Source organism: Desulfallas thermosapovorans DSM 6562 (assembly GCF_008124625.1).
In the GTDB taxonomy this organism is placed as follows: domain Bacteria; phylum Bacillota; class Desulfotomaculia; order Desulfotomaculales; family Desulfallaceae; genus Sporotomaculum; species Sporotomaculum thermosapovorans.
This window is the reverse complement of sequence record NZ_VNHM01000004.1, coordinates 47,881-70,407: the sequence shown is the minus strand read 5'-3', so window position 1 is coordinate 70,407 and position 22,527 is coordinate 47,881. Positions and strand designations below refer to the sequence as shown.

22 protein-coding genes are annotated in these 22,527 nt (G+C 49.1%); 9 read left to right on the top strand and 13 right to left on the bottom strand.

Annotated features, from left to right (window positions below):
* Positions 1-176: 176 nt before the first annotated feature.
* Positions 177-728 (top strand): Uma2 family endonuclease, encoded by a 552-nt coding sequence (locus LX24_RS04675; RefSeq protein ID WP_166510984.1) that lies wholly within the window; start codon positions 177-179, stop codon positions 726-728.
* Here the strand turns inward: LX24_RS04675 and LX24_RS04670 are convergent.
* The 7 genes from LX24_RS04670 to LX24_RS04640 all read right to left on the bottom strand — a co-directional run bounded on the left by LX24_RS04670 (position 705) and on the right by LX24_RS04640 (position 5,749).
* Positions 705-1,265, bottom strand: coding sequence for a 2-oxoacid:acceptor oxidoreductase family protein (locus tag LX24_RS04670; protein ID WP_166510983.1), 561 nt, complete (start codon positions 1,263-1,265; stop codon positions 705-707). The genes LX24_RS04675 and LX24_RS04670 overlap by 24 nt on opposite strands.
* Positions 1,262-2,074 carry a thiamine pyrophosphate-dependent enzyme gene (locus LX24_RS04665; protein WP_243131618.1) on the bottom strand — a complete coding sequence of 271 codons (813 nt, stop codon included), beginning with the start codon at positions 2,072-2,074 and terminating at the stop codon, positions 1,262-1,264. The genes LX24_RS04670 and LX24_RS04665 overlap by 4 nt, the downstream gene beginning before the upstream one ends.
* Positions 2,061-3,194, bottom strand: a complete 1,134-nt coding sequence (locus tag LX24_RS04660; RefSeq protein WP_166510982.1) for a 2-oxoacid:acceptor oxidoreductase subunit alpha — start codon at positions 3,192-3,194, stop codon at positions 2,061-2,063. Before LX24_RS04660 ends, LX24_RS04665 begins: the two co-directional genes overlap by 14 nt.
* Positions 3,166-3,390, bottom strand: coding sequence for a 4Fe-4S dicluster domain-containing protein (locus tag LX24_RS04655; RefSeq protein WP_243131617.1), 225 nt, complete (start codon positions 3,388-3,390; stop codon positions 3,166-3,168). Before LX24_RS04655 ends, LX24_RS04660 begins: the two co-directional genes overlap by 29 nt.
* A gap of 297 nt (positions 3,391-3,687) precedes the next feature.
* The gene (locus LX24_RS04650; RefSeq protein WP_166510981.1) at positions 3,688-4,518 is read right to left on the bottom strand and encodes a hypothetical protein; all 831 of its coding nucleotides are present in this window, start codon (positions 4,516-4,518) and stop codon (positions 3,688-3,690) included.
* A 54-nt stretch (positions 4,519-4,572) separates the two neighbouring features.
* A complete protein-coding gene (locus LX24_RS04645; RefSeq protein ID WP_166510980.1) occupies positions 4,573-5,181 on the bottom strand; it encodes a hypothetical protein in 609 nt (202 codons plus the stop codon).
* Positions 5,182-5,302: 121 nt separating this feature from the next.
* On the bottom strand, positions 5,303-5,749 hold the full coding sequence (locus LX24_RS04640) for a hypothetical protein (RefSeq protein ID WP_166510979.1): 447 nt from the start codon (positions 5,747-5,749) through the stop codon (positions 5,303-5,305).
* A gap of 350 nt (positions 5,750-6,099) precedes the next feature.
* Between LX24_RS04640 and LX24_RS04635 the strand changes: the two genes are divergently transcribed.
* A complete protein-coding gene (locus LX24_RS04635) occupies positions 6,100-7,344 on the top strand; it encodes an N-acetylmuramoyl-L-alanine amidase (protein ID WP_166510978.1) in 1,245 nt (414 codons plus the stop codon).
* Positions 7,345-7,533: 189 nt separating this feature from the next.
* Here LX24_RS04635 and LX24_RS04630 read toward each other — a convergent pair whose 3' ends face one another.
* From LX24_RS04630 to LX24_RS04610, 5 genes are all read right to left on the bottom strand, one after another.
* Positions 7,534-8,511, bottom strand: a complete 978-nt coding sequence (locus LX24_RS04630; RefSeq protein WP_166510977.1) for an LCP family protein — start codon at positions 8,509-8,511, stop codon at positions 7,534-7,536.
* Between the two features lie 113 nt (positions 8,512-8,624).
* Positions 8,625-9,566, bottom strand: a complete 942-nt coding sequence (locus tag LX24_RS04625) for an NAD-dependent epimerase/dehydratase family protein (RefSeq protein WP_166510976.1) — start codon at positions 9,564-9,566, stop codon at positions 8,625-8,627.
* Between the two features lie 67 nt (positions 9,567-9,633).
* Positions 9,634-10,260: a sugar transferase gene (locus LX24_RS04620; RefSeq protein WP_166510975.1), complete on the bottom strand. Its 627-nt coding sequence runs from the start codon at positions 10,258-10,260 to the stop codon at positions 9,634-9,636.
* Between the two features lie 2 nt (positions 10,261-10,262).
* Entirely contained in the window at positions 10,263-11,303 is a 1,041-nt protein-coding gene (locus tag LX24_RS04615; RefSeq protein ID WP_166510974.1) for a lipid II:glycine glycyltransferase FemX, read from the bottom strand.
* Positions 11,303-12,706, bottom strand: a complete 1,404-nt coding sequence (locus LX24_RS04610; RefSeq protein WP_166510973.1) for a UDP-glucose dehydrogenase family protein — start codon at positions 12,704-12,706, stop codon at positions 11,303-11,305. The genes LX24_RS04615 and LX24_RS04610 overlap by 1 nt, the downstream gene beginning before the upstream one ends.
* 321 nt (positions 12,707-13,027) lie before the next feature.
* Between LX24_RS04610 and LX24_RS04605 the strand changes: the two genes are divergently transcribed.
* Positions 13,028-13,354, top strand: coding sequence for a DUF3307 domain-containing protein (locus tag LX24_RS04605; RefSeq protein ID WP_166510972.1), 327 nt, complete (start codon positions 13,028-13,030; stop codon positions 13,352-13,354).
* A 123-nt stretch (positions 13,355-13,477) separates the two neighbouring features.
* Here the strand turns inward: LX24_RS04605 and LX24_RS15105 are convergent, their stop codons facing one another.
* Positions 13,478-15,052, bottom strand: a complete 1,575-nt coding sequence (locus LX24_RS15105) for a PucR family transcriptional regulator (RefSeq protein ID WP_279233178.1) — start codon at positions 15,050-15,052, stop codon at positions 13,478-13,480.
* A 182-nt stretch (positions 15,053-15,234) separates the two neighbouring features.
* On the opposite strand from LX24_RS15105, the gene LX24_RS04595 reads away from it, so the two are divergent.
* From LX24_RS04595 to LX24_RS04570, 6 genes are all read left to right on the top strand, one after another.
* On the top strand, positions 15,235-16,389 hold the full coding sequence (locus LX24_RS04595) for an iron-containing alcohol dehydrogenase (protein WP_166510971.1): 1,155 nt from the start codon (positions 15,235-15,237) through the stop codon (positions 16,387-16,389).
* A 41-nt stretch (positions 16,390-16,430) separates the two neighbouring features.
* Positions 16,431-18,137 carry an aldehyde ferredoxin oxidoreductase C-terminal domain-containing protein gene (locus LX24_RS04590; RefSeq protein ID WP_166510970.1) on the top strand — a complete coding sequence of 569 codons (1,707 nt, stop codon included), beginning with the start codon at positions 16,431-16,433 and terminating at the stop codon, positions 18,135-18,137.
* Positions 18,137-18,337 carry a sulfur carrier protein ThiS gene (gene thiS, locus LX24_RS04585; RefSeq protein WP_166510969.1) on the top strand — a complete coding sequence of 67 codons (201 nt, stop codon included), beginning with the start codon at positions 18,137-18,139 and terminating at the stop codon, positions 18,335-18,337. The genes LX24_RS04590 and thiS overlap by 1 nt, the downstream gene beginning before the upstream one ends.
* 340 nt (positions 18,338-18,677) lie before the next feature.
* Complete coding sequence (locus tag LX24_RS04580) at positions 18,678-19,592, top strand: glycosyltransferase family 2 protein (RefSeq protein ID WP_166510968.1); 915 nt, start codon at positions 18,678-18,680, stop codon at positions 19,590-19,592.
* The gene (locus LX24_RS04575) at positions 19,589-21,085 is read left to right on the top strand and encodes a lipopolysaccharide biosynthesis protein (RefSeq protein ID WP_166510967.1); all 1,497 of its coding nucleotides are present in this window, start codon (positions 19,589-19,591) and stop codon (positions 21,083-21,085) included. The genes LX24_RS04580 and LX24_RS04575 overlap by 4 nt, the downstream gene beginning before the upstream one ends.
* 185 nt (positions 21,086-21,270) lie before the next feature.
* Positions 21,271-22,494 carry a LysM peptidoglycan-binding domain-containing protein gene (locus tag LX24_RS04570; protein WP_166510966.1) on the top strand — a complete coding sequence of 408 codons (1,224 nt, stop codon included), beginning with the start codon at positions 21,271-21,273 and terminating at the stop codon, positions 22,492-22,494.
* Positions 22,495-22,527 lie beyond the last annotated feature (33 nt).

Genomic DNA, 22,527 nt, shown 5'->3' with positions numbered 1-22,527 from the left:
TCCCGCGGAGGCCTTTTTGTTGCCCGTATGGTGTTCCGGTGGTTTTATTTCGTTTTACCCGGTGCCGGCATCCATTGTTCCCGGACCCCGTTAACGGTAACCGGTGACTGGTTGCTGGACTATTGTTTGGAGAAATGTTTATAATGGAGCAAAGAAACTTTAAGGGGTGATCTGGGATGCCGGTAGTTTTATCGGACAGGATCTACACCGTTGAGGATTATATGAAAATGGATGACGGCAGGCGATATGAGTTGATTGGGGGGGAATTGTTTGTGGTACCTAGCCCAAGGCCAAAACACCAGAAGGTTAGCGGGAGGATTTTTTACCAGTTTGAGAACTTTCTAAGAAACAATAACCTGGGAGAAGTTTTTCACGCTCCTATTGATATTGTTTTAGGAAAACATATAGTTCAGCCTGATGTAATATTTATTGCCAAAGAACGATTGGATATTATTGGGGAACTAAACATCCAGAGCGCGCCGGACCTGGTGGTTGAGGTATTGTCTCCTTCCACCGCCGCCCACGATAAAAAGAAAAAAAGCCAGTTATACCTTAAACACGGGGTAAAGGAATACTGGCTAGTGGATCCGGATGCTAAAATTGTAGATGTGTTTAAAGCCGGTGAGCAAGAATGGCGATGGGTAGGCACCTTTGACCAGGATGACATTTTGAATTCCACCTTGTTACCCGGACTGGAAATAAAACTAATTGAGATTTTTCAGGGGTGAAAAAGTGTATTTTTCCGATCCCCCAACTTCCATGCCTTTCCGGTAGCAGCGCAGGTTAGCCTCCAGCAAAGCCGGTGCAATATTTTCCGCTATGGCCCTTTCCACGTTTTCAGGTGTAACTAAACCGAACAACGCGGTAATTACCCCCAGGGAAAGAATGGCCACCCCTTTGGGATTATCCAGTTCTCCGGCCCACCGGGCCAGCGGCAAGCCGTATTTTTGCTGCCCCGGTGCCAGGGGCACATAATCGCTGTCGAATATAATATGCTCCACATCATGCCCCGGGGTGACGTTTTTTTGGTAAGCCTCTTCGGTGAGCACCAGCAGCAGGTTGGGTTGTTCAATTAAAGGAAAATAAATATTACGGTTGTTTATCACCACCCCGGATGCACTGTATCCACCCCGGGCCCTGGCCCCGTAGCTTTGACTCTGAACGGCATATAAGCCATCGTACAGAGCAGCCGTGGCCAGTATTTTGCCCGCCAGGCCCAAACCCTGCCCGCCTGACCCGCAAAGCAGTATTTGCCATCTTTTCATTGGTTTATCCCCCTATCCCGGTAACGGCTTAAAAAATCAGGCTTGTCGTGCTTTGCCAGTACTCCTCGCCAGAAGTGTTCCTGCTGCTGCCGTTCATTCATTTGACGGAACCGGTCCAGCGGCACTGTTTTTTTCTTCAACCATTCCATCATATCCACCGCGCTGCCCAGCTTGTTATAACGCCCGAAATAAGTGGGGCAGGGGGTTAATATTTCCACCAACCCAAAACCACCGGTTTTCAGCGCCTCCCGGATCATTTTTTGCGCTTCAAAGATATGGTAAACCGTGCTCCGGGCCACGTAACCGGCACCGGCACTTGCAGTCAGGCTGCACAGGTCAAGGGCGTCCCCAACCTTACCCGGACGGGAGGTACTGGTGACGGATGCATCCGGGGTGGAAGGAGAATACTGCCCGCCGGTCATACCATAATTCAGGTTATTGGCTACGATGGCAGTGATATTTATATTGCGCCGGGCGGCATGGATCAGGTGGCTCAATCCAATGGCCCCGCAGTCCCCGTCACCCATCAAACATACTACGGTTAGCCGGGGGTTGGCCAGGTGGATGCCGGTGGCAAAGGCAATGGCCCGGCCGTGGGTGCCCTGAAAACGGTGAAAATTTACATAGTCACCGGCCCGGCCGGAACAACCGATGCCCGAAACCAGCACCGCCTTTTCCCTGGCAATCTGCAATTCGGCCAGGCCCGTCAGCAGTTGTTTTAGAATGAGGCCGTTGCCGCAGCCCGGGCACCACATATGGGGCAATTTGTGCTGAGCCAGGTACTGGTTGATATCTTTAACCGGTTGCACAGGCACACCTCTCCTTCACGTAAGAGATTATTTCCCCGGGCATGATTACCCTGGTATCGGTACGGTTAAGCCCTATGGCCCGGGTTATACCGGCAGCCTTAACTTCCCTGAGTATTTGTCCTTTGTTCATTTCCGCCACCACCACCCGGGGGGCACGGGCACAGATTTTTGCCACGGCCTGCTCCGGGAAGGGCCAGATGGTTTTTAGTTTCAGTACCCCCAGGGAAATTCCCTGGCAGCGAATGCGCCGGGCGGCGGCCAGGGCGGAGCGGGCGGAAATACCGTAGGAAATAATTATCACGTCGGGGTTCTCCGGCCCGGTATATTCGGGTTGCGGCAATTCGCGGGTGTAGTTTTCTATCTTATCAATCAAGCGGTTTACCAGTTGGCCGCCCACATCCGGGTTATCCGAGGAATAGCCGTATTCATCGTGCACCAGGCCGGTGACCCGTAATATATATTCATCGCCGAAATTAGGCGGCACGGGCACCAGGTTCTCCCCCGGGGCATAAGGCCGGTAGCCTTCCACCGGTCCCGAGGGCCTGGTCCGGTTAATAATTTTGACCTGCTCCGGTATATATACAGATTCCCGCAGGTGGGCAATCACCGCGTCGGTGAGCACCACCACCGGCGTGCGGAAACGTTCAGCCAGGTTGAAGGCCTCCACAGTAAGATCAAAGCACTCCTGAACCGACGACGGCGCCAGGGCTATAATACTGTGGTCCCCGTGGGTACCCCACCTGGTGGCCATAATGTCGCTTTGTCCCGGTTGGGTGGCAATTCCGGTGGAAAGGCCGAATCGTTGCACATTAATAATTACGCAGGGCACTTCGGCCATGATAGCCAGGCCGATATTCTCCTGCATTAGCGACAAACCCGGCCCGCTGGTGGCGGTAAAAGCTTTCATACCGCCGAGACTGGCACCGATAACGGCGGCGATACTGGCGATTTCGTCCTCCATTTGGATGAATACGCCCCCTTTGGCGGGCAGCAGGTTGGAACACAATTCCGCTATTTCGGTGGCCGGGCTGATGGGGTAACCGGCGAAAAAAAGGGCTCCCGCAGCCAGGCCACCGTAAGTGCATGCTTCATTACCCTGCAGAAACTGATTCCCGGTCAAAATCCTTCACCTCCAGTGCAAAGTCTGGGCAGCGATGATAACAAAGATAGCACTGTTTACATTTTTCCGGTGCCGACACGTAAGGGTAACCCTGCTTGTCCCGGGCGATAACCCCCTGGGGACAATAATGGCTGCAGAGCCCACACTTTTTGCATCTGGCGGTATTAAATTCAATAATAAAGTCCTGGCCGGACAAAATACCAAACCTCCCGGGGCAAAAATTTTGAACACTGACTGATTATAGAAATAGAGCTAGAGGCCTGCGTAACGGAGATGTAACGTTTGCCAGGCTGTACACTTGATTCTTGCCGGTTGTGGCATATTCTAATTATTCTGCATTTTTACCTGTAACTCCTTTGAAATATTTATAATTTTATTATAATTATTATTATTAATGAACCGCAAAAGAAAAATGGCCGCCCGGGGTGACCATATTGGAGGTGGGGACGGCCTTTATTCATTGCCTGCAGAAAATAAGCCGGTTTGAAATGTATTATGAGTATGTGCTTTTGGCTGGATCAAGTTCTTCTTTGGGCTGGTGCACCTCTGGTGAGGTTGCGGGCTTACGCCAGAGGCCGGGAATAGTTACCTTTATTTTATCCAACAGGGTTTGTGGGGCAAGGAGGCCGGGGTTCCCAACCCGAATGGCGTCATAATAGCAATCTAAAATGGATTCGTAGTTTTCTGCACCGGCAATCCAGACTGAACCTAACCAGATTTTCATCAGGGGTTGTGTTCCGGGCCAGTGAGTGTTCAATATTTCCAAGTCGTTATGGTATAAAGATAACTTACTTTCAGAAGTGTTAACATAAATTTGAACCTTTTCCCACTTTCCCAGAGTCAGGCGCTGAGTACTGTATTGAACAGGTTCAAAAAGCCCAAATGCTATTCCGAGGTATCTGTCCTTGTTTATCACCACCGTTATCTCTCCGGTAGGAAAATCCAGGGAGGCCAGGGTGACTACACCGGCAATGTTCTCTAATTTAACATAGAATTCAACGACAATCTGATTACTATGAATTGGAGTATCAAGCTTATAGCTTAAATATGGAGACAGGTAGACTTTCCTGGCTACTCTGGCTGAGGTATTGTGAACTACTCCCTGGTCGTTAACCCAGTTAGCGTCTAAATATTCCCAGTCCCCCAGGCCGTGCTCAAAATATTCCTCAAACCAGACTTCCTCCGGTGGAGTCGGTTTTGGGGAACAACAATGGCACAATACTACAATAATGATAATAATCACTAATAAGGTGGCCAATATAAAAAATTTCTTTTTACCTGGCTTCTTGCCTGAAATTACTTCTGTTTCGTGGTTATCTGACAATTATTTTCCTCCTTCCCTCACAAATAGGTGCGTGCTTTATTAACGGCACATCATTTAAATGATGATAGTTTCTATTACAGTAATTATGATCCGGTATGTTGCAGGAAGGTTCTTTGTAGTAATCTTTATTCCGCTATTTCTGATATCTATCGAATTTTGACCCCACATTCCGACTACTTGTTCCGGTGACTCGAAGGAACCAATATTGCCGATTAGTACGTCATGGGCGTTGAAAACCTGAACAACATAATTGAAAATCGCTCTTTCTGAAGAAAGAACGGCTTTAGTGGTCATCAGGGTGTAATTAATGTATAAGTAGTTCGACTTTGAGTTATAGCCGGCAACCTGAATGGTGATAGGAAAACTTAGATTATGTATTTGATTGTTTTCAGCCTCAAGAGGGATGTAAAATTCCGACTGGTCTACGTCGTGTACTGGCTCAGGCAAAACTTCCACAGGCTCCGCCATGTGTGCTTCGCCGGCAGATTCATGTGATTCACCAACATATGCCGGCACAGGAGAGTTCATGACCGGCTCAGGATTTTGCAACTCATCCGGTTCATTTTGGTAATTTGGTGAACCACGGGCCCACTCCGCAAGAAATAAAAAGTTCAGCATCAGGGCAATTATAAAAAAGCTTAATAAAATTTTGAACGGTCGCAACTCTATCCCTGCCTCACAATCACTTCTCGATATCACTATATGAACAAGCAAGGTTTGCTGCTACTATAAAACAGGGAAACAAATACTGGATGGAACAAAGCTCCATCCAGTATTTGTTAATTTAAGCCACTGCTGTTTCAACGATTGTAATCACAACCCGGTAAGCGGCAGGAAGCCCTGGGTCAGCAATTGTGATTTCGCTGTTTTCTACACTCGCGTCACTGGAACCTACTTCCCCGGTGGCTGTTTCAGGAGTATCAAAAGTGCCCAAATTACCGATTTGTGCACCATTTTCATCAAATACCTCAATTACATAACTAAAAGTAGCAGTTTCTGAAACTCCAACATCCTTTGTGGTATGCAGTGTATAGTTTAAATAATATCTTTTGGTTTTTTGGTCATAGCCGGCGACTTGAATGGCGGTGGGGAAACTTTCACCGGATATAAAATGGAAGCCTTCCCCTTCGTATGAGTTCTGTGCCGGGTCCTGAGCCCATACTCCTGAAACCGAAGCAAACAGCAACATCAAAGTAGTTATTAATACTAATAGATACTTTGGTTTTTTCATTAAATCCCTCCTACCTTGAATTTGTAACCATATTATGATTTAAGATAGTAAATGGATACAAAAACTCATATTGCAAATTATAGTAAAATATGTCCATATTGGGATATTTGGGAAAACACAAAAAACCCAACTTTCCTTCCTAAATTAACCAAAGGAGAAAAGCAAATATAACAGGTGAAAAAAGCTGCTCTCCGGTAACGGCATTTAATTGATTAACTTAATAAATCTAAAATCGCCGCGTAAATCAAGTAAAAGAACAAAAATAACATTAAATGTATATTATAATAAAATAATCTGGTAAACTCAGCCAATAAAATAAATTAATGAACAACCGGAGGTGCTAAAAAACCGTGTTAAAGATTGTTCTTGATCCGGGACATGGAGGCAATGATCCCGGGGCTACCAACGGCAGCCATTATGAAAAAAATTTCAACTTATCCATTGCCGGGGAAACAGCCCGTCACATCAACAGGCGATACAATGCAGCGGTCTACCTGACCAGAATATCGGATATTACCATGGAACTTTCCGAAAGAGCTAATTTTGCCAATGACTTAAAGGCTCATTATTTTGTATCGCTGCATATTAATGCCGGGCGGGGCACAGGTTTTGAAAGTTATATCTACACCGGCGCCGGTGCCGCAACACGCAGTTACCGGGATCTGCTGCATGACCGGGTGGCAGCTTTTTATAAAACCAAGGGCTTCCCGGACAGAGGCAAGAAATCAGCTGATTTCGCCGTACTCCGCGACACAGCCATGCCGGCGATACTGCTGGAGAATTTGTTCATCGATAACAGCCATGACCTGTCGTTATTAACCAACCGAACCGGGCTTATGCAGCTGGGGGAAGCCATAGGTGAAGGCATCGCCCGGGCGCTGCAATTAAATACCAAAACTGCGGGGACCGGTGCTACCCCCACCAGGATCCCCACCGCCGCCTCGCCGGCCAAAGCCAGGCAGTTGCTTAAATCCCGCAACCCGGCAGCCCCGGATTACGTGGCCATATACGTTAAAATGGGAGATATCTACCGTATCCGCTGGGATGCCGTATTTGCCCAGTCCTTGAAGGAGACCGCTTACTGGAAATTCGGCGGTGATGTCCGGCCGGAACAAAACAACTTTGCCGGGCTGGATGCCTTTAACGGCCGGGAAGGAGCCTCCTTTGCCACTCCCGAAACGGGCATTGAAGCCCAATTTCAACACTGGCACGCCTATTTTTACGGCAATAAGCTGCCCCCGGGCAGACCCGTCCTGGACCCCCGGCGAAATGCGGTTTTAAGCGCGGGCTGGGGTGGCACACTGCACGCAGTGGAAGACCTGGGGGGCAAATGGGCGCCATCCCCGGATTACGGGGTCAGTATAGTGAGGGATTATATGACTAAATTTGTAGATGAAGTTACGCCATCGCCCCCTAGGCCGGCAAACAGCCCGCAAAACAGTGGTGGCTGGAATCCCCAGGCCGAGATTGATCGCCTTAAAAATGACGGTTTAATAGTGAATGATCACCTTCCCAATACGCCGGTAACCTGGGGGGAATTCGCTGCGGTCCTGAACCGCTTGCGGGATCGACTGTCCCCCGGTACGAGGCAATAAACACTTACACAGAATTGTTTTCTCATCTAACAGTTGGCTATTCGGTAAATTATCAAATTGACTTACTCCAAAACCAATAAGAGGCTGTTCGGAAAGCCCGCGTAAGGTCCACTTATATTATCAATCTCCAGGTTGGCAGGCTCTTGTGGTGCTCACGCAGGTGCCGGGTATTGGAAAGGTTGAAAGATTTTAATCTTTCAACCTTTCAACACCCGGCACTGAAGACAACTGCACCGGAGACAATTGCCGGTGCAGGGTTCTCAGGCTTTGTTGATCCGCTATCCAGTAACTGATGCCGTGAATGTATTCCGGTTTGCCCGGCAATGTCTGCATGCTGAGATTGTCCATACTCAACTCCCGGGCAAAAAGAACTAACTTTAGCGTGTCCGCCAGGGAAAGGGATATTTCCGAGCTTTTTCTGAATTCCAGGTACATCCGTACCAAATCAAGCCCCCCGGCTTTATCTCGTACTGTTTCCAGCAGAGCACGCAAAAATAGCTGCTGCCTTTCGATGCGGGCGATATCCCCCTGCGGCTCATCCCGGCTGTGAATATATTCATAGGCCGTGCGCCCATCCATCATTTGCTTGCCGGGCTTAAAATGCATGTGATTGGTTACTGCCTCCCTGGGCACGTCAATTTCTATGCCGCCCAGTATATCCACCATACGGGCAAAGGTTACATAGTCAAGGCTCATATAATGATCCACCTGCACTTGAAGCAATTCCTCCACCGCAGCAATGGTAAGGGGCATGGCACCGTAAGCATGGGCGTGGGCGATTTTTTCCGTACCGTGCCCGGGAATATGGGCCCTGGTATCCCGGGGAATGGATAAAAGGCTGACCTGCCGGCTATCCGGATCCACCCGGACCAGTATAATAACATCAGCCCGCCAGGGACCCGGGCGGGGCGGGCCGTTAATGGAGGAAGCCTTATCTATGCCAACCACCAGTATATTTAAAGGATCCGTCAACCGGGCTACTTGCGGCTCAGCCGGGGGCGGCTGTTCTTCCAGACCGGCTCCAATACCGGTGGACTTTGCAACAGTTGGCGGGGCAATGAAAGACTGTAACCCCTCTCCCGCCCAGCCGGTGGCATAGATAAAACCCAGCGCAGCGGCCACCAGCAGCACAGCCGGCACAGCATATAATAACTTTCTTTTTTTCACCAAGCTCTCGCCTCACCCTGTATTAATCCTTGCCCTTGAAAAAGTTCAGGCTACCTATAACCACGACCTCAATTTGTGTACTCCAGGCCCGTGGAAAGGGCGCATCCCGCCCGTTATTTATAAAAACCGGGATTTTGCCGCAACCAGTCCCTGGTTTGGGCCAAACCATCCCGGATATGCACCGGTTGACCCAATTGCAGCGTTTGCCTGGCCAGGGTGCCGTCTATTTCCAACCGCCGGTCATCGGCGGGCATGTTTTCTTCCAACACCACCGGGCTTTGGCTGCCGGTAATCCCCTTTACCAGCAGCGCCAGCTCATACATGGAAACCACCTGATCCCCGGCGATATTGAACACCCGGCCCACCGCGGCCGGGGTAACCAAAACCCCCAGTACGGCCTGGACGAAATCATCCACATAGGTATAGGTCCGGGACTGCCGGCCTGAGCCAAATACCCGCAAAGGCTGCCCGGAAAGGGCGTTCATCAAAAACCTCACCGGCACGCTGACCCTGGTATTTCTAGGCCCGTAAATGTCCGCCACCCTGAGTATCACCGCCCTAAGGCCGTGACTGTGGCCCAATGCCCGGCACAGGTGCTCACCGGCCAGTTTCATGGCCCCGTGCAGCATCACGGGCTCCAGGGGATGGTTTTCATCCACGGGCACGTACTGCTGGTTACCGTAAACCGCAATGGAGGATATATAAACGAACAATGCATTACCAGCCACGCATTCTTTGAGCAAATTAAAAAGCCCGGCCAGGTAATCCACCAAAACCCCCGTTTCCAGGGATCGCTCCCGCATGGCCATGGGGAAGGCGGTATGCACCACGGCATCAACACCACGGCAGGCCAACCGTACTTTTTTTTCATCGGCCACGCTGCCATTAATCATTTCCAACCGTTCTTCAATACCAGCCAGGTTATCCGGCCGGCCCGAGGCAAAATTATCTATCACCTTCACTTGAGCCCCGGCATTAACCAGTGCCCCACAAAGGTGGGAGCCCATAAAGCCCCCACCCCCGGTAACCAGCACTGTCAAATCCTTTAATTCCATGTTTTACCTCCCATCTCATACGGTACACTTTGGCCCACCGGCTCGCATCCTTCGCCGGCCAAACCCTTCACATTTTCATAAAGGGGTCCACATCCTTGCGGTCCGGTTGGGCAGTGGTACTTTTCCGGTCAAAAACCGCCCAGGCTGTCTTGGCTAAGATCAGCAGGTCCAAACCCGGGGAGTAGTGGTCGATATACCACAAATCCAGCTCTATTCTCTGGGGCCAGTAAAGGGCCACCCGGCCGTTTACCTGAGCCCATCCTGTAATACCGGGCTTAACCTGCAGCCTGCGTCTCTGCCGGCTGTCGTATTTGTTGAGGTGAAACACAGGAGCGGGCCGGGGACCGACCATGCTCATGTCGCCCTTTAACACATTAATTAATTGAGGTAGTTCATCCAAGCTGGTTTTACGCAAAAATCTGCCCACCGGGGTAATCCTGGCGTCATTTTCCTGCAACAACATGCCGGTGCCTATAAACTCAGCGTTTTTTACCATACTTCTGAATTTGAGCAGGTAAAATATTTGACCGTGCCGGCCCAACCTCTGCTGCCGGTAAATCACTTCCCCGGGCGATGTCATTTTAATAACCAGAGCGATTATAATCATCAAGGGGAAAAAAAGGGTCAGCAATATCAGGCACAGGACAATATCAAACCATCTTTTAATTATTTCCTGGGTGTTACTAATAACCATGCTCACCTCCGGTAAGGGGGAAAGAACCCCGGCCCGGTATCCACCTGGCCGGTGGAGCCTGTTAACTCGGCCACGGCCCGGTGATTGTGAATTTTTTTACCGACGTAATACCCGGCCAGATTTCCCGAAAAAGTTTTCTTAAATTTAAAGATACCGTCTTCGTCACTGCGACCGCCGCCCAGTATGAAATACCTGATACCCTTGCCTTTTGCCCACTTGATAACCTCATGTTTGAGCAGGTTATTGGGGCGGTACGGGAAATACTCCGCCAGGGTGCCCCCCAAAAAGGAATGTATATAATGCCGGTTGTAAACCAGCAGTTCGGTGGACACAATTTGTCCTTTAAGCCAGGCGTGGGCATAGAGGTAATGGTTTTTTATACCCCGGTGCAGCCTGTCAAAAAAGCCGGGGGAGAAATAATAAAACCGGTCGGCCTGGTTTCTGTCCATGGTCTGATTGTAAACAGTGATAAATTCGGTGATGTGGCGGGGTGATGACTCAATGGTCACCGCGACCCCTTCCCGCAATGCCTTATTTACATTTTTGCGGCAGCTGCGCTGGTAGCCCGACCAGATTTCATCCAGGTTTTTCGACAGATCAATATATACCACCGTGGAGTTTCTTTGCACGTCAACATGGTCTTGCATCAAAAGATGGTTCTGAAGTAAAGGGTGAAAGCGAATAAATTCGGTAATAATTTGGTTCTCCCGGCAGTATTGTTTAAAGCAGGTGTAAAAATCATCAATGATAGCTTTATCCGTTCCGGCTGTATAAACAGGTCCGCCAAAACCGTAAGGGGAAGTTATATCGTAGTATGTTTGGCTCGGGTGACCCGCCGGCGAGCTGTGCACCCGGCGCAGTATAAAAGGATACAAAACTAACTGGCCGTTCCGCTGGTAAACAAACAGCCTGGCCTCGCCTTCCCGGCTGAAAATTTGGGCATACCCGGGAGTAAAATGTATATCCGGGGCCACGATTTTCTCCAATAGGGCCAGCCAGGCCGCACTGTCCCGGACACCCAGTACGCGGCACTCCACCATCATCACTGCCCTTTCGGAGCGGCTGCAGCAGTATTTTCCCTAACATGCACATGCCTGCCCACACCACGGTATACAAAACCTGACTGTTCCATAAACCGGGGGTCAAGGAGGTTTCTCCCATCGATAAATATATTTTTTTTCATTAACGAGCGCAGCGCCGGCCAATCGGCGTTTTTAAACTGTTCCCATTCAGTTAACAATACCAGCGCATCGCAGCCGTCAGCTAAATCTGCCAGGTCAGTGGCATACTCCACAGGTAAATCCGGGTACAGCCTTTGGAAATTATCCATCGCCATGGGGTCATAAACTTTAATGAAGGCGCCCATGTTGAGCAATTCGGCAATTAAACCGGTGGCCGGGGTTTCGCGGCAGTCGTCAGTGCCGGGTTTAAAGGCCAGGCCCATGATACCGATGGTGCTGCCGGGGACGGTTTTTAAAGTGGAACGAATTTTTGACGTCACCAGTTTTTTCTGCCTGTTATTTACTTCAATGGCCCCCTGCACCAGGGGAAGAGAATAGCCGTATTTTTTGGCGGTGTACAGTATGGCCCGGGCGTCTTTACCGAAACAACTGCCTCCCCACCCCACTCCGGCCTGTAAAAATTTATTGCCGATTCTACTGTCCAGCCCCATGCCGTAAGCTATCTCGACAATATCAGCGTTAAGCAGTTCCGCCAGCCCCGCAAATTCATTGACAAAGGAAACTTTCATAGCCAAAAACGCGTTGGATGCATATTTAATAAGCTCAGCGTTTAGTGGATTGGTGGTAAATAAAACAGGCCCGTTATAACCTTCCGGCCTGGGTAAACTGGGTGGCGCGGTGAAATTTTGTTCTATGATGGGTTGGTAAAGTTCGGTGAGCAGTTCCCTGGTTGATGGCTCCGCGGCACCTACAACTATCCGGTCGGGATACAAAGCATCCCAAAAGGCACTTCCTTCCCGCAAAAATTCGGGGTTGGATGCCACGTTTACCCCCGGGGATAATCCCCTGCCGGACAATACGTTGTTAACCAGCGTATTCACCCTGCTGGCTGTCCCCGGTGGCACCGTGGATTTGTTAACAATAACCGGGTAACCGGTACCGCTAAGGCTGTGGGCTATTTGGGTTACCGCGTCCTCTAAAAAACCAAGGTCGGCATCCCCGTTTTCTTTGGAAGGTGTCCCCACTGCTATGAGGATAACCCGGGATCCGTCGATCCCGGCATAGGAAGTAGTAAAGGAGATGTTCCGGCGAGCCTTTGGCAGCAACACATCCATACCGTATTCATAGATGGGACTTTTACCCTGTTCCAAAGAACTTATTACTGCCGGGTTTTTATCCACCAGTGTAACCTTATGTCCCAGGTAGGCCAGGGTTACTCCGGTGGTTAGACCCACATAACCCGCTCCAATGATAGTTACCTGCATGATTTTTGTTTCCTCCATGGCATTATCTTTTAAATAAAGATATGATTTGGAAAAATATTGTGTTACAAAAGGTCAGTCAATTATTAAGGGAGCGGTGGCTACGCACCCGGCAAACCGGAGGACATATCGATAAAACTAGCGGATATTAATGAACTTTAAAGGTCCTTCGAAAGGTATGTGAAATTAACATTCCCGACAGCGCTTTTCAACCTTATATGCATCCCCTTTCCAGGGCACAAAACGTTATGAAAAAATTTCTTTTACGACTTTCAACACGGCACCGGAACTTGTTTTCAAACCGGCTCAAAAGCAGGTGATAATTTGCTGTTGGCGGCATTTTTGGTAACCCTTGGCGGCCATTATTTCACGGAATATACTTTACAAAAAACAAGGCTGGGCATCTTAAAACGAAAAAGTTTTTGGGGACTTATCATCCATACCTCACTGTGGACCCTGGCCATGTGCCCCGGCCTCTGGCTGCTGGACCTGTTCGCCCCGTGGAAGGCACTCTTTCTTTTTGCCACCCACACCGTAATAGATGCTGTGAAAATGAGCATTGTCAGCAGTAAAAAAAATTACTTTCATCCCACCAATATCATCGATCAACTGCTGCACTTTTTAACGGTGGTTTTCGTATATATAAAATAAAAGGAATTGCCGAAAACCGTGGTAAACAGTTTTCAACAATTCCTTTTTACAGGCTCTACCCCTTAAATTTTTCGTTGCCTAAACTGGTGGCACCCGGCTCCAAAGCCGGCAACTATTCGGCCCCTACCTGTGTAAAACATCCTTACCGGCGGAGTTTTGATGTTCGGAGTCCTGGATAACAGGCAGGCCGGATTCGGCCAAAGCCTTTAAAAAAGCTTCAATTCTGAAGGAATCCACCAGTGAATATACAACGTTAACATTGCCCAGGTCCAGTTTGAGGAGCTCATTTATGCGATTGATTCTGTAAACCAGTGTATTTCTGTGTATAAACAGTGCCTCCGCAGTGGCCCGGAGGTTGTTTTTATGTTCCAAATAGGTGCGTAAAGTAACGTAAAGCTCGGTGTTGTTGGCCCTGTCATATTCCCGCAGCACCCGCAAAGCAGGATGGCAGTAGTGTTCCAAGGGTATCTTTCCGGTATAGTTGTATAACAGATCATAGTAGTTAAAATCGCTGTAATCAAAAACCTCGTTGACCCGGCCGAAGCGCTGGGCCTGTTTTATGGAGGACACCGCCTGGTTAAAATGCCTTTTAAACTCGGCGATATTGGAAAAAGGCCAGCTAATCCCAATGCTGATATCCTCGTTCACGGCCAGCCTGGCCAGCTCTTGGACTTGTTTTTCGGATACCTCCGAAACCAAAATGCTTATATAGCTTTTATACTGGACTGAATACCCTTTGGGAAATATGCGTTCCAACTCCATACTGAGGGTTCGTTTGATGTAGCGGTTTTCCATCGGGCGGACGAAACGGGCCACCACCACACGCATTTCCGCCGGAAAGTCAATGTTGGACATGGTGATATATTCCACAGTATTGGAAATATTAGGTTCATCCAACAGATTATATAAGATAGCACTGTAAAATGATTCGTGGGCTCCCCCGGTATCCGAATTGCGATAATGGACATCAAAGAGCAACCTGCCCACCAGCGGAAGCAGTCGCTTGTGGCTGCGGGCAATAGGTGTATGATGTTCAATCATGACAACGGCACCGGCAACGTGACCCCCGTGAACAATCCTGGCCACCAGCTTGGGCTGCATATCGCCGGGTAAAGTAATGAGCTGGGTTTCATTCCCCCTTCTACTCCATTCCTGCATATGCTTGCTGGTGCGAACTTTTTGTACGAATTCATAGGAGCAGTATCCCCGCTCTATATTCTGGGCCCACAAGGGGTCCATAATTTCATAATTGGTGGAATGCGCCAGTACCTTCTGACCCAGGTCCACAAGGATTAGGGCATTGCCCAGCAATGTAGCCGCGGCATTGATGATACAACCCATTTTCTTTTCACCCATGGCCATTTGGGCCAGTTCAAAAAATATGCTCTTCCCTCGCAAGTCCTCAAAAATCAGATCCTTCGCCGTATTGAAAATATCATTAACATCTTCCTGGCGAATACGGGCATAACTACTGCCCCGGGGCAATACAGGGGCTTCATCCACGGATAATATCATAATGGGCCGGTCCGGCGGGTTATTTAACCGGGCAAGGCTCCCCACATACAAAACATGTTCATTCCAGTTCCGTTCGTTCCTTTCCAGCAGCCGAATATCTATGATGGCCGGGGAGCTACCGCCCAAACGGGTATCTATAGCAAATGTCCCTTGCAGAATTTCAATCAGCTCGTTATAACGCACCCTCTCACCACCTTCTCTATATGATAATACAATTTAATAAATAAAAACAATTCAAAATAGTACAGATTACACAAATATTGCCCTTCTTTTTGTATCAGTGGTACATTTATCACCAAACGCCGCAGTGATACCATTAGGACAAATGATAGCTTTAGCATTAAAAAGGAAGGAGCAGGTGATAAATGATTACATCGTATGATATTTTTGTCCCTGTTATCATGGGCAGTGGTTCCTCACTGCGCACCGGCTTGAAGGTACGTGAACTGGGCTGTAAAAAAGTACTGGTTGTCTACGACAAAGGGCTTAAAGATGTGGGTATTGCCGGCACAATTGTTGAGAATATTCAAAACGCCGGAATTGAAACTGTTATCTTTGACGGTGTGCTCCCCGACCCCCCGGATACCATGATCGAGCAGGCGGCGGAAATGGCTCGCCGGGAAGCGGTGGACGGTATTGTGGCCGTGGGTGGAGGCAGTGCCATGGACACCGCCAAGGGCATCAATGTGCTCATCAACAACACTCCTCCCATTATGAAATATTTTGGTGTGCAAAAAAACCTTAAGCCGGGTGTGCCCATGGTGTTTATACCCACCACCAGCGGTACCGGTAGCGAAGTTACCAATATGTGCGTTGTTTCCTGTACTTCCCTGGGCAAGAAGGATACCGTGGTCAGCAATGTTTGTTTGGGCACCCTGGCCATTGTAGATCCCGATCTTACCCTGGGGCTACCCCCAAAAATGACCGCGGCCACCGGCGCCGACGCCCTGGCCCATGCCCTGGAGGCCCTTACCAGCGGGCATGCAAACCCCCTCTCAGATGCTTTGGCGCGGGAGGCAACGCGTATGATTGCCAGGTGGCTGCCCGTGGCTTACCGTGACGGCTCCAACCTTGAGGCCAGGGAGCAGATGATACTGGCCTCATTATATGCCGGAATGGCCTTTACCAATGGTTTCGTGCACCTGGGCCATTGCATCGGACACACCCTGGGTGCTAATTTCCACATACCCCACGGAATTGCTTGCGCATTGGCACTGCCCGAAGTCATTGAGTATGCCGCCAAAACCGAATATAAAAAAGTACGCATGATCTGTGAATGTTTGGATGTGACAGTCCCTGAGGAGGCTTCACCCGAGGAAATCGGGGCCGCTGCCCGTAAGGCCATACGCTCCCTGCTCAAGTCCGTGGATTTACCCAATATAAAAGAACTGGGCATTCCCCTGGAGGCGGCCATGAAAGTGGCACCACTTGTCACAGCGGATACGGGATTTGCCCTGGTACCTTATCGTATCACCGCGGCCAGGGTGGCTGAGATGATCCAGTCTGCCTACGATGCTTGATAATATTTTACTGGCCCACTATATGAAAGGAGAGTAAGACTATGTGGTCAAAATTAGTGGTTGATATGCAATCCCTGACGGTCAGCAAAGAGCCCCTGGATGATGCTTACCGGGAGCTGGGCGGCAAAGCACTGATTGCCCAATATATGATTAATAACGTTCCTCCCCAGTGCGATCCACTGGGCGCCCAAAACCAGCTGATTTTATGTACATCGGTATTTGCCGGGACCAAATTTACCACCACCCACCGCCTGTCCATCGGTGGCAAAAGCCCGCTGACCGGGGGAATCAAAGAGAGCAACGTAGGGGGCTATGCTGCGGCTTTATTGGCCGAGCAGGGTATTAAATTGATTGTAGTTAAAAATATACCCGCCGGTGACGGCCTTTGGATGTTACACATTGATGCCGCGGGAAACGCTTCACTGGAGGACGCCGGCGCTTATGCAGGGGTCAACAATTACGAGTTTGCCGGTAAAATGCGGGAACGCTTTGGTGACAAACTGGCCACTGTTTCCATAGGCTCTGCAGGGGAACGTCTTTACAAAAGTGCCTCCATCCAAGTTACCGAATTCGGCTACGGACACCCCAGCCGGGCAGCCGGGCGAGGCGGCCTGGGCGCGTTAATGGGCAGCAAGCGCATTAAAGCGGTGGTTATTGAAAAGCCGAAGGAACCATTTAAAGTTCAATACGCCGATGAGGCCAAGTTCAACGAAGTGTGCCAAAAGCTGAACAAAATGATTGCCGCAGGAGCTAAAAACGATCCCTTCCACAACATCGGCACCATTTCCACCATTGAAGCCACCGGTGCCAACGGTATTCTCCCGGTGGACAACTTCTCCGGCAAACTATTCCCGGCTTACACGGAGGTAGGCGCCAATAAATTTATGACCAACCTGGCCACCAGAGGCGGCCGTAATAAACTGGCCTGCCAGCCCGGCTGCGTGGTACAGTGTTCCAACATATACAACGACCAGGACGGCAATTACCTTACCTCGGGCTTTGAATATGAAACCATCGCCCTGTTCGGCCCCAACTGCCACATTGCCGATTTGGATGCCATCGCCAAAATGGATCGCATCTGTGATGATATCGGCGTGGACACCATCGAAACAGCGAACGCCGTGGCCATGTGCATGGAAACCGGCAAAATCAAATGGGGCGATGCGGACGCCGCCCTGGCACTGCTGGATGAAATGGTCAAGGGCACGGAATTCGGCAAGCTGCTGGGCAACGGCTGCGAGGCCGTGGGACAAAGTCTGGGCTGCCAGCGCATCCCGGTGGTAAAACACCAGGCCCTACCCGGTTATGATCCACGCAACACCAAGGGTACCGGGATCACCTATGCCACCAGTCCCATGGGGGCGGACCATACTGCGGGTCTTACCATGGGCCGTGCCTTTGACGATTGCGGGCGGGCGGCCCAGGCCTACGCCTCCAACAAGCTGCAGGTGGCCATGTGCTTTGCGGACAGCATGATGTGCATTTTTGCCTTTGCCCACATGGTCCCCGGCATACCGCTACTGGCAGACATGATGGCAGCCCTGTACGGCGGCAAAGCCGATATCACCCGGGTCACCATCGGCCTTGGTGTAAAAACGTTATTAACCGAAAGGGCCTTCAATAAAGCAGCGGGAATGACCGCCGAAGACGACAGGCTGCCTGAATTCTTCTATAAAGAGCGCTCCGCCGCAACAGGTTCACAGTTCGATATCAACGACTACGAATTAGAGGTGCTATTCGACTTCTAATGATTAAGGTCAATGAAAAGCAAATCCCGTTTACGCCAGGTATGACAGCGGCGGATGCTTTGAAAGCGGCCGGAGAGTCCCCCGGTGCCATGACCCTGGTGGTTGTGGACGGAAAGGTTGTGCCCCGGGACCGCCTGGACATGGAACCGCTGGCCGATGGGGCGCACATAAAACTACTTACCATCGTATCCGGAGGATAAAACAACCAAACAAAAGAGGACAGAAACCGTTTGTTTGTTAACGGTTTCTGTCCTCTTTTTATACCGGAAATATCAGAATTTTATTGTTCTTTAACCATAGTCTCCAACTGGTTCAATGGCTTATAGGAATATCTCTGCGGTAAAGATTCTAAGCAAGCTCCATGCTTTTCACCCATTGTGATAATTTCAAAACAATTATATTTTAGCGTAACATAAGTCAATTTATTCCACCCACCATTTGGAATTTATAATAACATCCCCCATCCCGGAAACGTATTATAACTGAGGAGCCATTGCATTTGCCCATAGTATGGCAGTCCCAAGAAAGGTTTGAGAGATTATGGAAGAACCTTTAATCAGCGTGATTATTCCCACCTGCAAACGCCCCCCGGCCATGGTTAAAAGGGCGCTGGACAGCGTCATTAACCAGTCTTATAAAAACCTGGAAATAATCGTTGTGAATGACAGCCCGGCTGATTTTGCCCAGCGGAAAGCGGTGGAACAGTTGATAAAAACCCTGGACGACCACCGCCTGCGCTACATCAAACACGATCAAAACCTGGGCGGCAGTGCAGCGAGAAACACCGGGCTTTTAGCCTCCCGGGGTGAATTTATCGCTTTTTTGGATGATGACGACCAGTGGCTGCCCGGAAAACTACAAAAGCAAATGGCTAAAATGTCTGATGCAAATACCGGCCTGGTTTACTGCAACTATAAAATGGTTGACTCCACCACTCAAAGTACCCGGTTAATTGACCGCTGTATAGCGGGCAGTGTTTTCGATGATTTAATGCTGGGGAACTTTATCGGTTCAACTTCTTTTGTGCTGGTCAGGCGCAGGTGCTTTGAACAGTGCGGCCTGTTTGACACCAGTATGCTATCATCCCAGGACCACGATATGTGGCTGAGAATTGCCCGCAAGTTCAAGGTTGATTGTGTAAATGAATCACTGGTTATTTATCATATCCACGACGGAGAAAGAATCACCACCAACCCCCGGAGCAAAATTCAGGGTATCCAGGCTATTAACAAAAAATATGCGGATTATTTAGCTACACATCCAAAGGCTAAAAGTACACGGCTTATTATGCTTACCCCGTACTACCTGCAACTGGGTGACGGAAAAAAGGCCCTGGCCATATACTGGCAATCAGTCAAGCTGGCCCCGTGGGCGATCAAGCGCAACCTCGCTTACCTGAAACATATAGCCAGGTTTTTTCTTTTCCGTAAATCCTATGGGAAGAATGCACCATGAGAACCAGGAAAGCATTATATAACACCGCGGCTTCACTGGCCCTGCAGGCAATAACCATTATCTGCGGTTTTATTGTCCCCAGGTTGATCATCGGGTCCTTTGGTTCCAGTGTTAATGGCTTGGTTTATTCCATCAAGCAATTTTTAGGTTATATCACCCTGCTTGAGTTTGGTGTGGGCGGCGTGGTACGGGCGGCCCTGTACAAACCGCTGGCTGATCATGACCTGAACTCCATAAACGGTATTGTTAAAGCTACGGAAAACCTTTTCCGGGTCATAGCACTGGTCTTTGTTGGTTATTCCCTGCTTGTGGCGGGATTGTTCCCGTTTCTGGTGGGAAATGAATTTGAATGGCTGTTTACCTTTATCCTGGTGTTAATTATTGGCGCCGGTACCTTCGTACAGTATTACTTCGGGATTACCTATCAAGTGTTGTTACAGGCGGACCAAAAAAGGTACATAGCCTCGTTAACACAAATACTGGCCACGGTTTGCAGCACCATCCTGGTTGTAATCCTTGTTAAACAAGGCGCCGGTATACACATGGTTATGCTGGGCAGTGCAGTTGTTTTTATCACCAGACCGATACTACTTAGCATTTATGTCCGGAGCAAATATAAAATAACCAGCCGCTGTACCGCTGATCAAAGGGCTATCAAACAAAGATGGGATGGACTGGGTCACCATTTAGCTTATTTTTTGCACCGGCACACCGATGTGGTAGTGCTGACATTGTTCACCAACACCAGGGAAGTTTCGGTGTATTCCATATATTATATGGTGGTATCCGGGATAGAGAAAATAATGACCACCTTTTCGTCCGGCCTGGAGGCCGGCTTTGGCAACATGATCGCAAAAAAAGAAACCGTAGCCCTAAACGCCAACTTCCGCCTGTATGAATTTATTTCCTTTACCGTTACCACCATCTTTTTTACCAGCGCGGCATTGTTGGTATTGCCCTTTGTCTCGGTGTATACCGGCGGCATCACCGATGCTAACTACCACAGGCCGGCCTTTGCATATATTCTGATCATGGCCGAAGCAGTATACTGCATCAGGCTCCCCTACCACTCTGTAACGCTGGCAGCGGGACATTTTAAGCAAACCAGAAACGGGGCCTTTGCCGAGGCAGCAATTAACATCATCTTGTCTATTGCTTTAGTAATCCAATACGGCCTGATGGGGGTGGCCATTGCAACTCTATGCGCCATGCTGTTCAGGACCATCCAATATGCCATATATCTTTCGAACAATGTTTTACACAGAAGTATCCGGCTTTTCATTAAAAGATGTGCCGTAAATATTTTAGCCGCCGCAGCCATTGTTTTGCTAGCTCAATTGCTTCCGGCCATGCATATTGACAGTTATTTAAGATGGTGCCTGTATGCCTGTGAAATCATGTTTGTTGCAACCACCGTAACCCTTGGTATAAACGGCATATTTTACGCCAGGGATTTAAAAAACATTGCTGCAGTTGCCAGGCGCTTGCTATAAAACCACTGGTGCCGGGTGCTGAAGGTTTTACCATCGACACCCGTCACCAGTGCGATACCACTACCATTTACTTACTGCTAGTCTACAATGACATAACTACCAAACAGCGCATAATGTAAAATTACCTGTTCTATTCTTTTACATAAATTAAAAAGGAGGAGAAAAAAATTAAAGGTAAGAATTTATTGGTTATAGTATTAACCGCAATTTTTGCTCTGGTGGTCCTTTATTTTGTTTACAACAACCTTAATTCCCAGACCTCAACCAACCCCGGTGCTAAAGCCGCTGTTGACGCACCGGCCGGTACCGAAAACCCTGACACCGTCTTTTTGGAAAAACCCGCCATAATAAACGGGGATTTTGAACAGGGAGGCCTTGGCTGGAATAATAATTACGCCGTGCAAAAGGATGAAAACGGAAATCACTATATCATGAACAACGCCAGTTGGGACATCCGGCAGGACATGAATTTGCTTCCCCACACCACCTACCAAATCAAAGCCCAAACCAAAAAGGGCACGGCCCAGGGACCGGCCAGGATAGTTTTTACATTCCATGATGTCAATGGAAACAAATTGCCCCAGTACTATGATATCCGGCACACCCATACCGGTAACGATTGGGAGGACATAGCTCAACAATATATCGCCATACCCGAAAAAGCCGCCATAACTAAAATATACCTGCTAACCAGTGACCCCAAAGGTTACCACTATTTTGACAATATCGTGGTTACCAGGACCAGTGCAGTGGGTGACCGGGCAAACCTGCAGGCGGACCAAAATGAAAAAATAGCCAATGGGGATTTTGAACTGGGACTGTTTGGTTGGGTTGGAGAATCATCTTTAATTACCGAGGAGAATGATAATAAATTTTTAAGGAACGGGTATAACTGGAGTCTTTACCAGCAGGTTGAGGTTGAGCCGGAACAAATTTACGTAGTCAAAGCCACAACCAGAACACCGGACGTGCAAGTGCCCACCCGCATCAAAGTAGTATTTTTAGATGAGCAAGGTCAGAGAATTCCGGAGTTTTATAACATTGTGCGCAGTCACACCAACAATGAATGGAATGATGTAACGGAAGTTATCAAAATACCTGCCGGCATTCACCAGGCCAGAATATACTTGCTGGCCAACGATGACTCGGCTGCGGTGGCCTGCGACTTCGATAACGTATCTTTAAAACTGGCCACTGGCGCGGAATTAAATAATCTGACCCGGGCCCAAACCGAAGACTCCCGGAACTACCTGGGTAACCATACTGAATATGTTGTAAAACCCGGGGATACGGCCTCAGGCATAGCCGAAAAGTTTGGCGTTGACCTTAAAACATTGATTGACGAAAACAACATCACCAACCCCAACAGTTTAGAGGTAGGTCAAATACTATATATACCGGTCAATTAACACCAAAAGGGGAGACGTCCAACGTCCCCCCCC